We start from the raw sequence: 13,828 nt of genomic DNA on the forward strand, positions 1-13,828 counted from the left end.
GCGGACAGACCTGTCCTGCGGCTTTCGTTCAGTTTGGGTCGGGATGGTTGTCACGCACATGACGGAGGCGCTCGAAGGCGGCCGATGGCGGCGAGGATGGCGCGCTCCATCGGGCCGGTGACGGCCACCTCGGCCAGCTGGAAGGTTATGGCACGGGCGTGGCGGACAACGCGAGCACCGATTTTGATCAGTTTCAGCTGGAGGCTGGTAAGTGACCAGTCGGCCATCGCCTCGGGCAACTCGATGCAGCGCAGGAAGGTCGCCAGATTGTAGGCCAGCGCATGCAGTTGCAGCCGGACCTCGTTGTCGCGGAACCGCTTGCACGAAAGCCGTGTCCATCGGAAGGCATACTTTCCTTCTTTGATGTGCTGCTCTGCCGTGCCGCGCTGGTTGTAAAACCGCACGACCCAGTCGGGCTCCATTGGTAGGTTGGTAACGATGAAGCCCACGCGGGGAAACAACTCGCCCGGATGCCATTCGATCTTCGCGATCACGCGGCGTGGCTTGTCCCAACTCTGAGCCTGATACTGGAAGTCCTCATAGAACCGCTTCACCTTGGTCAGTGAAGGCCGCCCCACTGGCCGCGTCAGCCGATGCACGATCTTCTCGCGCAGGACAGTGTTGGCGGGCAGCCGGATAGCGTAGAAGTAGCCCGCCTCTTCCAGCCGCGCATAGATCGAAGGGATCGCGTAGGCGGCGTCGGCCCGGAAGAACCGCCCCCCAAGCTCGCGCTCAGCATATCTGGCAATGACGGGGTCGAGGACGTCCCTCCAGCCATCGGCACTGTGGACGTTGCCATTGCGCAGGGCGCAGCGTTCCAGCATGCCGAACTGGTTGAACAGGAAGTTAGGGTGATAGCAGGTGCAGTCGAAATGCCCGTTCCATGCTGACCCTTCCTAATCACCGTGGGTGGGGCTGACCGAGCTGTCCATGTCCAGCACGATATACTTGAGCCCGCTGCGGTCATGGAACCGGTCGATCCATTGACCGTTCAGATCGGCCAGCGCGGCCCGGTTCTCGGGCAAGGCCAGCGTCTCGGTCTCGAACCGCCCCATCTGCGATGTCGAGGCAGCCTGCGCATCGACGGCGCGCCCACCCACGACCTGGCGCATGACCGGATCGACGGCGAGACGGTCGGCGTCGTTGACGTCCTCGTAGCCCGCCAGCCGCCCGAACACCGACTGCCGAAACAGCCCGTCGAGCCGATGGACGGTGTTCTTGCCCCTGCGGTTGTCGCACAGCGCAGCAGACGCCAGATCGGACAGTCCAAGCGCGTCATCCAACTCGCGCATCACCAGAAGGCCGCCGTCGGAACTGAGCTGAGTGCCGCGAAATTCCAGTCGCACGCGAAGGCCAAAATCCACCCGATCTACCCGCTGCAATCCCGCACCCTCTGGGTGATCCATGAAGCACGCCCCTCGCAGCCATCAACACTATGATTTATATGGGTAATGTCGAGTTCAGGACAGCGAAATCAGCGATTTACTTGGGGAAGGCGGGTTTAAGCTAATTGTTTCAGCGGGGTTAAGTTGAAATGTCGTCACAGTCACCACACTCAGGAGGCCATGCGCTCCATTCCGCTTTCTGGCTTTTGCCTGCCGCAATGCTTGTTGTGGCCATCTTCCCTCTGCCCTACGGGTACTACCAGCTCCTGCGCTTGGTCGTCTACCTATGCGCAATTGCGCTTTCAATTTCCCAGTTTCGCGACAAGGGGCGAATATCCGTTCCGCTCATTCTGTTCGTTTTTTTGGCGACACTCTTTAACCCTGTTTTGCCTATCCATCTTAACCGCGCGATTTGGCTGCCGGTCGATTTGATTGCGGCGGCCGTCTTTATTCTTAACTGGCGAAGTGTAAGAAGTAGCAAATTTTGATCTTGCCCGATGCCTCAGCACGTTTGCGGGCCGAAGCCTTCACCCCCCGACGATAGCTCCAACTCGGCCAATAGGAGGCGTTGTGTGCCGACCTGTCCAAGTTCATCGCCTATGCGGTCCCTGCGGCGGCTGCGGACAGTAAGACCATGATGCTGGTGGAGAACCTGCCAGACGGCGCGGCGTGGGTATTTGACCAGTGCGGGGAGGCCAGCGCGTTTGCGGAACGCAAGTATCTGACGATTGCCGAAGTCGCAGATGCAGCGCAAATGTCGGGTCAAGGCCGGTTGTCGGCCAACGTGGTACGCGAGGGCCTGAAAGCGGCGGGTTGTCATAACCACGCGCAAGTCCGGGCAGGGCGGGGCCGCATGTCGGTTTGGTTTGGTCCCGGCATGGATCAGGCGGAGCGCGACGTGGCGAAAGGGCTCAAACCGGCAGAGATCGGACGACAGGCCCAGAAGGAACGCGAGGCGGCGGCGGCTGTTGCCGAGGCCGTAGGCTGATAATCCCGCGCCGCCCCGGTCGATCTGGGGCGGTGCAACGCTGTGAGGTTGAGGCACGTTTTGGCCCTCACTAGGTAGCCCATGAGGCGGTTAAGCCCGGAGCCGAACAAAGACGGGTGAGTGACGGTCACTTTCACTAGGAGACCCGCGCGGGGTGAGAGGCCCGCGACCCCGGCAAAAGCTTCCTATTCGGAGCCTTGCCGCCGTCCTGACGCAAGACAAACCCCTTTTTTCATTGGCTAACGTCTAGGCTAAATTCCTGGCAATTTTTGCCTGTTTTGCTTAGCCGCCGTCCAGACGTCGCTAGACGTCAGATATGTTGTCTGACTGGTTTTGTTGAAAATCGACCCCGCTAGACGGGGTTAAGTGATTGATCTAGCTAATCAATTTAGTGTGTCTAACGGAATAACTACTATAAAAGTATATAGTTAAAAATAGGGCACCCTAGTCTCTCTAGGCACCCCTCCTATATCTCCAGAGTTTTCAGGCCGAAAATAGCGTTTCGCAAGACGGGACAAAACAGTCAGAAACCGTGGGCTTGCGCCTTGGCCACGGCGGCTTGCCACGGGTTGTGATCGCCATGCTCAGCCAGCATGATGTGGCTGTGACGAATTCGAGAGACCAGCATACCCTCCCTTCGATCCGCGCCACCTCTGCTGCGAATTCGCGGGTGCCGTGCTTCACCTCAAACGGGACGCGAAAGAAGGCCGCGCCCAGCCGTCCCCCGGAAAGCGTCAATCTGGATCAACTCGCGCCGGATAGCGCCCTCACGCACGACAAGACGAAGTTCACGTCGCTGAGCTCTATCGCCTGCGAACCGACGGGGGTATTCTCAGAATTGAGCCCGGCGGCAGCCTGTCAAGCCTCGCCAATAGCTTCAACCGGCGCGCGCCGCTCCCCTTCTCACTTCCGGCGGGTATTGGTCAGTAAGAAACGACGTCAATCACGTCCGAATTCGCAATCGTCGGTCTGTTCGACCGGCTCACTTCGGTATTGCCGATGGTGGACCCGGTAAGTTCACGTCCATTCGTTTCCCCTTCTTCCTCGCGTCCGCTGTTATCAATTTTCAAAACGGTCGCGCCTCGGCTGGCTAGGGGCAAGAGATAAGAAGGACTGGACGACGTGCTAGCGCTTTGACTACATCGCCCCCCCTTGTAAGCCGCTCTACAAACTGCGGCTTGGGTTCATGGGCGGCACAATCGTGGCCTGAACGAGCGCAAGCCAACGCTGGTGCGCTCCCGCGTCCTGCGGCGCGTTCAAATGGGCCCGTAGCGTCCGCAGTACGGCCCATTGCCTCGCCTCGCCCACGGTCAACCCCATAATCGGACGCAAAACGCTGACATGGTCGCGATAGAGGTCCATAAGTTCTTGTTGCTCGTCCGCACTCACCGGCTGGACGCGCGGACGTCCAGCGAGCGCGACAACGCCCCTGCGCGTGGGCTTGGGAATGCGCGGGCGGTCCGGCAGGCTACGGCGCGCTGAAGCCCCTGAAGCACCCCTTGAAGGCTGCCACACGGCCCGCGAGCGGTGGCGCTCCCCTGCACCCCCTACGACGGCTTCTGAGTACTGTGCGGCGCGCTCCACGCGGGCCGGAAGCTTATTTAGTCGCACATCCATCCAAGCCGCGTCGTTTCTGGTGTCGATTTGTAGTCGTTGGTAACGCCAGCGCAGCCAATCTGCGACCGCAGGGGCGAGACTGGCCACATCAATGCCGCCCAGGGCCTCCACAAACATCGCCTCGTGCTCGCCAAGGTCAATGGTACTGCCGGGCTGCCAAGGGTTCTTCTTCCAGGCATGGCCAAGGCGGTTGGCCGTTCGCCGCGCTTCGGCCCGGTTCCACTCCTCTGCGGAAACCTGCCCCGCCTCAAAGCGGCGTTTTTGGCGCTCGCGGAAGGCTTTGGCTGCCTTGGGGCCGCAGTGGCTTAAGCAGCGCCCCTTTCCCTCCTTTATCGGCGGGTTGGCACACTCGCCACCGTTTCGGGTGCGAGCGCCGCAAGCTGGAGCCAGCGGCCCGCCGCGCTGAAACAGCTTGGCAGCCGCTTGGAATATCTCGGTTTGGATCGGTACCGTCATGGTCACGCACTCACTATAGCCACGCCGCCGCTCATGGGTGTTACAATATAACGCAACAGTTTCACTCCGTCCACTTCACCTCACCCCGCTCGACTTCGAAAACAACATGAAAAGCGTGCAACTTTTGAGTAGATTGCCGAAGCCAATTTCCAATAGGTTCGTGACGAGAAAAAGAGGAAAATCAAATTGGTACTAGAAATACGAAACTACTTAATCGCGAGCATCTTAGTCGTGTTTTGCTATGTGCTGGGCAATGTCATAGTCTTTTTTTTGTGGGGATTTCAGGCCCCATTCGATACGTGGCGGGGAGGGCTTCGAGCGCTGCTTGGTCTTGGCGCTGGCCTCGGTCTCTACTTTGCCGCCATCGGCTCATTCAGTTTTTTGGAGGATAGGCACGCGGCACTTCCGCCAATAGTAATTTCTGTTGTTTGGGCAACCGTGATCGTTCTGATCTACATTCTCGCGGCAGAACAGGCGGCGCAAGTGTTTCAGAATGGTTGGGAGGCTATGGCAGTGGTAATCCCTCCATTGGGGTGGGCGATTTTCGGATTTCGAATACTCCGAGGTTAGTCAACAGGCCACATCGCAGACAAATGTAGAAACGGCCAATTTTTTCAATTCGACCCCTTAGTTTGACTGCACTGTCCAAAAGTCCAGAAATGCCCCGCTTTGCAGGTGGGGCATATACAACTAACCAGAGCGTTGTCGGGTGAGGATGGGGGGGGAGGAGCACCTGGCGCGGCAGGATGGCACACTTTGAGAGAGCGTTTAGCCAATGTTCAAACCAAGGCAATCCAAGCATAGCGCTGCTCGCAAGGGGGCACGGCAGGGGGCAGAGGGCGCAAGCAAAGGCCAAGCCATTGATTTTCCACAAAATGTGGCGGAGGAGGTGGGATTCGAACCCACGGAGGGCGTTAACCCTCGTCGGTTTTCAAGACCGGTGCATTCGACCACTCTGCCACTCCTCCGACGCCCTCTCCCTAATTGGCCCAGCGCATGGTTTCAAGCGAAAAACCTGCGCAAAAACTCGCAGAGCACTTTGCTCAGACTTTCCATGCAAGGAACCGCAGGCTACACTCCCCCAAAGCGCTCCGGCATCTAACAAAGGAATGGTTACATTCCGCGATGCAACCGGAGCTACAGGCGTGAGCGGGCAGAGGACACAAGATGCATACACAAAAGAGCGTTTTGCGCGACAATTCAAAACGTTGGCTTATTGGCCTCGGCTTAGCCGGAGCGGTATTCTTGTCCGCTTGCTCTGAAATAGAAAACCCTTTCGCTAAGGGCGAGGAAGCGGTATCACCCTCAGACGCTGCGGGGCAGACCACCAAGCTGGTTGAACGCGATGTTGAAGCCCCCGAAGTCTTTTCAGCTTCCGAAGCTGGCCTATGGGATGGTCGCCCTTCACTTGGCGGTGTGTGGGCTGCACACCCCGCCGTGGGAGATCCTGAACGCGTGATCATCCGCAATCAATCCAATGGGAAATTTGTGATCGGTGCTTTGTTCCGTAGGGAGCGAGAAATACCAGGCCCGCGCATCCAAGTGTCATCAGATGCGGCAGAAGCGCTTGGCATGATCGCAGGGCAACCTGTCGAATTAAACGTCACCGCATTGCGCCGTGAAGAGGTGGCTGAGGAACTCCCCGCGCCCGCTCCTGAAGAGGCTAGTGCGGAGCCAAGTGAAATTGCTGAGGTGCCTTTAGAGCCCATCGCTGCAGCAACTGCAGCCATCGCAGCGGCGGAAGCAAGCGCGTCTCCCGCTGCTCCAGAAACAACAGCCCGTTCAGAGGTAGCGCCGCCCCCATCCTCATCGACCCTTGCCAAACCATACGTGCAGATCGGTATCTTTTCCGTGCAAGACAACGCCAAGCGCGCCGCGTCTCAAATGGAATCGGCCGGATTGCCATCACTCGTGCGCAAGACCACATCTGGCGAAAAGACATTCTGGCGCGTCCTCGTTGGTCCTGCGAGCAGCAAATCAGGCCTGAAGACGATGACAGATACTGTGCATGGCATTGGCTTCACCGACGCCTATGCAGTGACGAACTAAGGGAGACCAAGCATTTGTTTCGATCGGCTCTAAAACTCCTATCCGCCAGTGCATTGGCTCTTGGCATCGCCACCTCGATCCATGCCTTCGAAACCAAAGCGAAAGCAGCCTTTGTGATTGACCACACAACAGGCACAGTCCTGATGGCAAAGAATGCGGATGACGCTTTGCCTCCTGCTTCGATGTCCAAACTCATGACGCTTTACATGGCGTTTGAAGCTGTGCGCGACGGTCGTTTGAGCATGACCGAAAAATTGCCGGTCTCTCAACACGCTATGAACTATGGCGGATCGACCATGTTTCTTGACACCACCGATCGGGTATCTGTCGAAGATCTGCTCCGCGGCATTATCGTGCTGTCTGGCAATGATGCCTGTGCTGTGATTGCGGAAACTCTGAGCCCGGATGGCACCGAGGCGGGGTTCGCACGCCTGATGACACGGCGTGCCCGCCAGATGGGCATGACCAATTCCACTTTTGCGAACTCAAACGGTTGGCCAGCGCCTGGTCACCGTATGAGCATGCGCGACCTTGCCTTGCTCGCGAACCATCTGATCACGGATTTCCCTGAATTTTATCCGATGTTTTCAGAGACGGAGTTTGCGTTTGATGGCCGTGCGCCAAAGAACACGCAAAACCGCAACCCTTTGCTTAAGCTGGATATCGGTGCCGACGGTTTGAAAACCGGCCATACCGTTGAGGCTGGCTATGGTTTGGTCGGCTCCGCCAAACAGGAAAACCGTCGCGTGATTTTCGCCTTCTCAGGCCTGGACACTGTTCAGGAAAGAGCCGAGATTTCGGAACAAATTGTCAACTGGGCCTTTCGCCAGTTTTCAGAAACGACGCTGATCCGTCAAGGTGAACGCTTGGCTGAGGCGGATGTCTGGATGGGTAAAATACCGCGCGTTGGCCTCGTACCCGCGGAAGACGTGGAAGTTCTCCTGCCAGTCCTGTCTCGCGGCAAGGTCGAAGGCGAAGTGATTTACAATGGCCCGATAGAAGCCCCCATCGCACAAGGCCAGCGCCTTGCCGAATTGGTTCTCAGCCCCGAAGGACTTCCCAAAATGCGCATTCCGCTCGTCGCAGAAACCGACGTGCCTGAAGGCGGATTCGGAGTGCGCCTACGTGCAGCATCGAGCGTGTTGATGTCTCAGTTTGGCCTTCTGGTTGAGGAAGCGTCGTGACCACTGGCTGCTTTATCACCTTTGAGGGCATTGATGGGTCGGGAAAATCAACCCAGGCCAAAAAGCTCGCGGAAACTCTGAGATCTCAGGGGTTTGAAGTTGTGCTGACCCGTGAACCAGGTGGCTCGGAAGGGGCCGAGCAAATCCGCTCATTGGTGCTGGAAGGAGACCCCGACCGGTGGTCTGCTGAAACAGAGATCCTGCTTTTCACCGCAGCCCGCCGCGACCATTTGGAACGGACAATTTTGCCCGCTATCGCTGCAGGCAAAGTGGTGATCTGTGATCGCTTTGCAGACAGCACCCGGATGTACCAAGGCCTGTCACGCGGCGACCTGCGTGCGTTGGTCGACAAGCTGCACAGTTTGATGATTGGCCGTGAGCCAGACATGACCATTCTTATCGACATGGACCCTTCGGAAGGGTTGAAACGGGCAAAATCGCGAAACACCTCAGAGGAGCGGTTTGAGGACTTCGGCGAAGGCCTGCAACGGCAAATGCGTCAGGGTTTTTTAGAGCTGTCAAAGGAATATGCTGAGCGTTTCATCGTGATTGACGGTGCACGCAGCCAAGATGAAGTGGCTGCTGATGTGCTGAACCACACCACCAACCAGCTTAAAGGTCTGGCCGCGTGAGCGACGAACAAGCGCCGGAACCTGATCGCGTTGAGGGCGCGCCGCATCCGCGCGAGACACTTGCGCTTTTTGGACAGGAGAGCGCGGAGACTGATTTTCTCACGGCGGTGAATTCGCAAAGACTGCATCACGGGTGGCTGATCAGCGGCCCCAAAGGTGTGGGCAAAGCGACCCTTGCCTGGCGGATCGCACGCTTCTTGCTGACGCTGCCACTTGAGGCAGAAGGCGGCCTGTTTGGTGATGCCCCGCCAGAGCACACCTCTTTGAACGTAGACCCCGAACACCCGGTATCACATCGTATCCGAGCTCTGTCTGAACCTGGCGTGTTCCTTCTGCGCCGCGGTTGGGCAGGCAGCACAGACAGCGCACGCGACAAATCCCGACAAGAGGGCAAATTTGCTTCTGAAATCCGCGTAAACGAAGTCCGCGAGCTGACCGGCTTCCTGCACATGTCCATGGCAGATGGCGGCCGTCGGGTTGTGATCGTCGACAGCGCTGACGAGCTGAACGTAAACGCAGCCAACGCTCTTTTGAAAATGCTGGAAGAGCCACCCGCGCGCGCAGTGATGTTGTTGATATCCCATCAACCTTCACGCCTTCTGCCGACGATCCGTTCCCGCTGTCGCGAACTACGCCTAAATCCGCTCACGCCAGAGGATATGCACTCTGCTCTCACTCAAGCAGGGTTTGAGGCCGCAGAGTCTCCGGCACTCTCCGAACTGGCCGGCGGTTCGGTTGGAGAAGCATTGCGGCTGCTGCAGCAGGATGGGCTGACGCTTTACTCCGAACTGCTTGCATTGTTTTCCGCACGACAGGGCTTTGATCGCCCACGTGCTCTAAATCTTGCCAACACGATGGTCGGACGTGGGGCTGAGGCGCGCTTTGAGATGCTGTTGACGCTGCTGGATCTATTTTTGCTGCGCTTGGCGCGCACTGGCGCACTCGGACAACCACCAATGGTCGAAGCAGTACCCAACGAGGCCCAAATCTTGAGCCAACTGGCCCACTCCCCTTACAAAGCGCGCCAATGGGCGCAGGTCGCGCAAGAAATATCAGACAGAACACAACACGGAAAATCTGTGAACCTTGACCCCGCCTCTTTGGTACTCGATACGGTCTTTAAGATTCACGAAACAGCGGTTGCTTGAGTTTTGACTGACCTAACTAAGATCACCGACAGCCATTGCCATCTCGATTTCCCCGATTTTGAGGGCCAGATCGACGACATCATCACGCGCGCCGCCGACGCGGGTGTGACACGCATGGTGACAATCTGCACCAAGCTGCGCAATGAACCTACCGTCCGTGCAATTGCCGAGGCACACGCGCCAATCTTCTATGCCGCAGGCACCCATCCCATGAGTGCAGCGGATGAACCCATGGCAACGGTTGATGAGCTGGTCGCCATCGCGCAACACCCCAAAATGGTGGGTATTGGTGAAACCGGTCTCGACTATCACTACACCGCCGAGAGCAAAGAGGTGCAGCAGGTCTCGTTGCGCATACATATCGAAGCCGCGCGCCAAACTGGTTTGCCTCTCATTATCCACAGCCGCGACGCAGACGAGGACATGGCGCAGATCCTCACGGAGGAGCACAAAACCGGCAGTTTTGGCTGCGTGATGCATTGCTACAGTTCTGGGCCGAAACTCGCGCAGCAGATGCTTGACCTCGGCTTTTATCTTTCCATGTCGGGCATTGCCGCCTTCCCGCGCTCACAAGAAGTTCGAGATATTTTTGCGGCAGCACCCGTCGACCGCATTTTGGTGGAAACCGACGCACCTTACCTTGCGCCCCCACCCTATCGCGGCAAGCGCAACGAGCCGGCATATGTAGAGAAAACGGCCCGTGTTGGGGCCGAGGTTTTTGGCATGGACTATGCCGATTTCGCAGCCCAAACGCAGGCGAACTTTGAACGCCTTTTCAGCAAAGTCTTTCAGAAAGCCAACGCCGCATGAGCGCAACGCTGACCTTCACCATCCTCGGATGTGGCAGCTCAGGGGGAGTGCCGCGCATTGGTGGCCATTGGGGGGACTGCGACCCCAAAAATCCAAAAAACCGCCGCCGCCGCTGCTCTATGCTGGTTGAGAAGCAAACATCCGAGGGCAAGACGACCGTATTGATCGACACATCCCCTGACATGCGTGATCAGCTATTGTCGGAGAATGTCGGCGCTTTGGACGGGGTCGTTTATACCCATTCTCACGCAGACCATGTGCATGGCATAGATGATCTGCGCATGGTGGTCTTTAACATGCGCAAACGGATTTCGGTCTGGGCGGATGGAGCTACACAAAACGATCTGCTTTCGCGCTTTGGCTACGCCTTTGTTCAGCCAAAAGATTCGCCCTACCCCCCAATCCTTGAGATGCACACCATTGGTGATGAGCCCTTTAGCGTCAGCGGCGCTGGTGGTGATATCACATTTGAACCGGTACGCGTAGACCACGGCAGCATCGATGCACTGGCATTTCGCATAAACGACGTTGTCTATATGCCAGACGTCTCTCAAATCTATGAGACATCATGGGGCCAACTCAAAGGCCTCGACTGCCTGATCGTGGACGCCTTACGCAGAGCTCCGCACCCCACACACGCGCATTTGGATCAAGCTCTCGCCTGGATCGAACAGCTTGCCCCCAAGCGTGCTGTCCTCACAAACATGCACATCGATCTGGACTTCGAAACGATCGCCGCCGAAACCGCAGACCACATCGCGCCGGCATATGACGGAATGAAAATTACCGTCGATCTTTAGCGACCTCACCGCCCAAAGGCTCTCACGATGCAAACTTTGATATCGGTGATCATGCCGGTCTTCATCCTGATTGGCTTTGGGTACTTGGCTGCATGGCGCGGCTATTTCAGCGCATCCAACGTCGATGGTCTGATGCGCTTTGCCACGAACTTTGCGGTCCCCGTACTTCTGTTTCGCGCCATCTCAACTCTTGACCTGGCGGCAGAGTACAATCTCAACCTGCTCGGCAGCTTCTATGGTGCAGCGTTTATCTGTTTCACCACCGGCATGCTGGGGGCAAAGTTCCTTTTTGGCCGCGATTGGGAAGACGCCACAGCGATTGCATTTGTTTGCCTATTCTCAAACTCTCTGCTTCTTGGGCTCGCCATTATGGAGCGGGCCTATGGTGCTAACAGCCTGACGGGGAACTACGCTATCATCTCCATCCACGCGCCCTTCTGCTACGGGCTTGGCATTGCCACCATGGAGATCATGCGCGCACGGCGCACAAGCAAGGCGCGGATCGTGCCAACTGTGTTGAAAGCGATGTTCTCCAATGCGCTGATATTGGGCATCGCATTGGGATTTATCGTCAACCTTGGCAATGTCCCAGTGCCTGCACCTGCCATGCACGCCGTGAACCTGTTGGCATCCTCCGCGTTGCCTGCAGCACTCTTTGGGATGGGTGGTGTGCTTTATCGCTATCGCCCGGAGGGAGACATGCGCACAATCCTGTTTTGCTGCGCTGTCTCATTGGGCCTGCACCCAGCGCTCACGTTCCTATTTGGCTCTCTGTCCTCTATCTCCGTCGAAAATATGCGGTCGGCTATTGTCACCGCCTCTATGGCACCAGGCATCAATGCCTATCTCTTTGCCAATATGTATGGCCGCGCGATGAGAGTCGCCGCCTCAACAGTGCTGATCGGCACCGCCTTCTCCGTGCTTACCGTATGGCTGTGGCTCGGCCTTTTGCCCTAAGTCCACCTTCAACTCTTGCATACCAGCACAGGAGCCACCAATTCCTAAGATGTTAAGGAATAGGAAGCGCTCATGACCCAAACTCCCATCCGTATAGACATCGTATCTGATGTCGTTTGCCCTTGGTGCATCGTTGGCTATCGCCAACTTATGAAGGCGGCCGAAACCACGGGAGTTGAGATTGAAACATACTGGCATCCGTTTGAGCTCAACCCAGACATGGTGCCAGAAGGCGAAAACCTTCGAGACCATATCATGCGAAAATATGGATCATCGGCCGAGCAATCCGAGGACTCTCGCAAGCGCTTGTCCGATATTGGCTCTGAGTTGGACATTGCGTTTGCTTGGTCTGAAACCAACCGCATCTACAACACCTTCGATGCGCACCAGCTCATTCACTGGGCCAGTGAACAAGGAAAAGCACAATCCCTAAAGCTCGCGCTCTTTGAGGCCTATTTTGTAGATGGGCGGGACGTGAGCGATAGAAGTTTGCTTATTGAGGTCGCTCAAAGCCTTGGCCTAGACGGCGAAGAAGCGAAAGCCGTGTTGGAGGATCAAAGATTTTCCGATGTGGTGCGCGAGAAAGAACGTTTTTGGACCTCGCGCGGTGTGTCAGGCGTCCCCACGATGATCTTTGACGCCAAACACGCGACATCCGGAGCCCAGGGAGTGGCTGCTTTCGCAAACATCCTCACCCAACTTGCGGCACGTTGAACGGCCTATTTACAGACAGCAAAACCTCTTCAGCCTCAGCCCCAAATGCATCCGGCAGAACAATCCGAGCCGGCCCACTTCCATGCAAAATTTGACACGCCGGAATCAGCGATTCCGGCGTTTTTATTTGGCAGCTCATGCTGCCCCATTCCCCAAAAATTCGATTTTTTTCCTTGAGACTTGTTTCATGCACTAAGGTGCAGAAGGCCAAACGAACCAGCGCAGATCAGGCCGAAAATCCGTCCTTTTTCAAGCTGTTGCCCAGCTCCCTGTCGAACTCTCGCCACCCTGACCGCAGATGTTTCGCATTGTTCAGAAACGCCTCATCCGGACTGTTTCGGGGTAACGCGGTGTTAAGGCCTCCCAGCATAGGTTGCCTTCAATCAGCCAGTCCGAAAACGGTATCGAACCAAACCCATGAACACAGCAAACTCTTCCCCCCAACCAGACTGCATAGCGCTTCCGCAGCAGCTGGATTTCGCCCATTGCTCAGAACTACGCCAGGCTATTGAGGCTTCCCGTGGTCAACCTTTGGCCTTGGATGCGCTCCACGTGGAGTTTCTTGGAGGCGCCGGTGCCGAGCTTTTGCTGGCCACACGTGCCGAATGGGCCGCACGCGGCCTGGCATTCGAAGTCAAACAACCATCCGATGATTTTCTAAAAGGTATGGAGCGGCTCGGCCTGCCCCATTCCAGTCTTCTTGAAAGGGGCAACGCATGACAACCAAGATTCTTGCAGTTGATGATTCCCGCACGATGCGAGCGATGATTCAAACCGCTCTTACCGACGCTGGATTTGACGTGGACTTGGCCGAAGACGGTATCGACGGACTGGACAAACTGTCTGGTTCCGATCCTGATCTGGTGATCACCGACATCAACATGCCACGCCTCGACGGTTTCGGCATGATCGAAGGTGTCCGTGAGCGCCCTGAGTGTGCTTCGCTGCCAATTCTCGTTCTGACCACCGAGAGCGGTGAAGAGCTGAAACAACGTGCCCGCACCGCCGGTGCAACTGGCTGGATCGTCAAACCATTTGATGCCGAAAAGCTGGTTGCCATCATCAATCGTCTGGTTGTCTGAAAGGAA

General features: G+C 56.9%; 12 protein-coding genes, 1 tRNA gene and 1 pseudogene. 11 read left to right on the forward strand and 3 right to left on the reverse strand.

Translation table 11 applies throughout. The features are described 5' to 3' along the window. Positions 1 to 50: 50 nt before the first annotated feature. Positions 51 to 1,406, reverse strand: a pseudogene (locus J7400_RS16245) (IS1380 family transposase). Positions 1,407 to 1,953: 547 nt separating this feature from the next. On the opposite strand from J7400_RS16245, the gene J7400_RS16250 reads away from it, so the two are divergent. Next, positions 1,954 to 2,373 carry a hypothetical protein gene (locus tag J7400_RS16250; protein WP_209065137.1) on the forward strand — a complete coding sequence of 140 codons (420 nt, stop codon included), beginning with the start codon at positions 1,954 to 1,956 and terminating at the stop codon, positions 2,371 to 2,373. Between the two features lie 1,164 nt (positions 2,374 to 3,537). On the opposite strand, the gene J7400_RS16255 is transcribed toward J7400_RS16250, so the two are convergent. Both J7400_RS16255 and J7400_RS16260 read right to left on the reverse strand, forming a co-directional pair. Further along, positions 3,538 to 4,446 carry a hypothetical protein gene (locus tag J7400_RS16255; protein ID WP_209065138.1) on the reverse strand — a complete coding sequence of 303 codons (909 nt, stop codon included), beginning with the start codon at positions 4,444 to 4,446 and terminating at the stop codon, positions 3,538 to 3,540. 878 nt (positions 4,447 to 5,324) lie between these two features. Then, positions 5,325 to 5,414, reverse strand: a tRNA-Ser gene (locus J7400_RS16260). A 295-nt stretch (positions 5,415 to 5,709) separates the two neighbouring features. On the opposite strand from J7400_RS16260, the gene J7400_RS16265 reads away from it, so the two are divergent. The 10 genes from J7400_RS16265 (at position 5,710) to J7400_RS16310 (ending at position 13,822) form a co-directional block, all read left to right on the forward strand. Continuing rightward, positions 5,710 to 6,495, forward strand: a complete 786-nt coding sequence (locus J7400_RS16265) for an SPOR domain-containing protein (RefSeq protein WP_348540190.1) — start codon at positions 5,710 to 5,712, stop codon at positions 6,493 to 6,495. 14 nt (positions 6,496 to 6,509) lie between these two features. After that, positions 6,510 to 7,679 carry a D-alanyl-D-alanine carboxypeptidase family protein gene (locus J7400_RS16270; protein ID WP_209065140.1) on the forward strand — a complete coding sequence of 390 codons (1,170 nt, stop codon included), beginning with the start codon at positions 6,510 to 6,512 and terminating at the stop codon, positions 7,677 to 7,679. Further along, positions 7,676 to 8,311, forward strand: coding sequence for a dTMP kinase (gene tmk / locus J7400_RS16275; RefSeq protein WP_209065141.1), 636 nt, complete (start codon positions 7,676 to 7,678; stop codon positions 8,309 to 8,311). The genes J7400_RS16270 and tmk overlap by 4 nt, the downstream gene beginning before the upstream one ends. Further along, on the forward strand, positions 8,308 to 9,459 hold the full coding sequence (locus J7400_RS16280; protein ID WP_209065142.1) for a DNA polymerase III subunit delta': 1,152 nt from the start codon (positions 8,308 to 8,310) through the stop codon (positions 9,457 to 9,459). Before tmk ends, J7400_RS16280 begins: the two co-directional genes overlap by 4 nt. A 3-nt stretch (positions 9,460 to 9,462) precedes the next feature. Next, on the forward strand, positions 9,463 to 10,269 hold the full coding sequence (locus tag J7400_RS16285; RefSeq protein ID WP_209065143.1) for a TatD family hydrolase: 807 nt from the start codon (positions 9,463 to 9,465) through the stop codon (positions 10,267 to 10,269). Beyond that, positions 10,266 to 11,069, forward strand: coding sequence for an MBL fold metallo-hydrolase (locus J7400_RS16290; RefSeq protein ID WP_209065144.1), 804 nt, complete (start codon positions 10,266 to 10,268; stop codon positions 11,067 to 11,069). Before J7400_RS16285 ends, J7400_RS16290 begins: the two co-directional genes overlap by 4 nt. Positions 11,070 to 11,096: 27 nt before the next feature. After that, entirely contained in the window at positions 11,097 to 12,026 is a 930-nt protein-coding gene (locus tag J7400_RS16295; protein ID WP_209065145.1) for an AEC family transporter, read from the forward strand. A 72-nt stretch (positions 12,027 to 12,098) separates the two neighbouring features. Then, on the forward strand, positions 12,099 to 12,740 hold the full coding sequence (locus J7400_RS16300; protein WP_209065146.1) for a DsbA family oxidoreductase: 642 nt from the start codon (positions 12,099 to 12,101) through the stop codon (positions 12,738 to 12,740). Between the two features lie 417 nt (positions 12,741 to 13,157). Then, positions 13,158 to 13,460 carry an STAS domain-containing protein gene (locus J7400_RS16305; RefSeq protein ID WP_209065147.1) on the forward strand — a complete coding sequence of 101 codons (303 nt, stop codon included), beginning with the start codon at positions 13,158 to 13,160 and terminating at the stop codon, positions 13,458 to 13,460. After that, the gene (locus J7400_RS16310) at positions 13,457 to 13,822 is read left to right on the forward strand and encodes a response regulator (RefSeq protein WP_209065148.1); all 366 of its coding nucleotides are present in this window, start codon (positions 13,457 to 13,459) and stop codon (positions 13,820 to 13,822) included. Before J7400_RS16305 ends, J7400_RS16310 begins: the two co-directional genes overlap by 4 nt. Positions 13,823 to 13,828: the final 6 nt, after the last annotated feature.

Origin of the sequence: Shimia sp. R9_2 (genome assembly GCF_017743735.1) — a bacterium.
Lineage (GTDB): Bacteria > Pseudomonadota > Alphaproteobacteria > Rhodobacterales > Rhodobacteraceae > Shimia.

Bases quoted from the DNA above. Each gene is read 5' to 3' on its own strand.
- J7400_RS16255 (WP_209065138.1), bottom strand. From the start codon at position 4,446: ATGACGGTACCGATCCAAACCGAGATATTCCAAGCGGCTGCCAAGCTG.
- J7400_RS16290 (WP_209065144.1), top strand. From the start codon at position 10,266: ATGAGCGCAACGCTGACCTTCACCATCCTCGGATGTGGCAGCTCAGGG.
- J7400_RS16295 (WP_209065145.1), top strand. From the start codon at position 11,097: ATGCAAACTTTGATATCGGTGATCATGCCGGTCTTCATCCTGATTGGC.
- J7400_RS16300 (WP_209065146.1), top strand. From the start codon at position 12,099: ATGACCCAAACTCCCATCCGTATAGACATCGTATCTGATGTCGTTTGC.
- J7400_RS16305 (WP_209065147.1), top strand. From the start codon at position 13,158: ATGAACACAGCAAACTCTTCCCCCCAACCAGACTGCATAGCGCTTCCG.
- J7400_RS16310 (WP_209065148.1), top strand. From the start codon at position 13,457: ATGACAACCAAGATTCTTGCAGTTGATGATTCCCGCACGATGCGAGCG.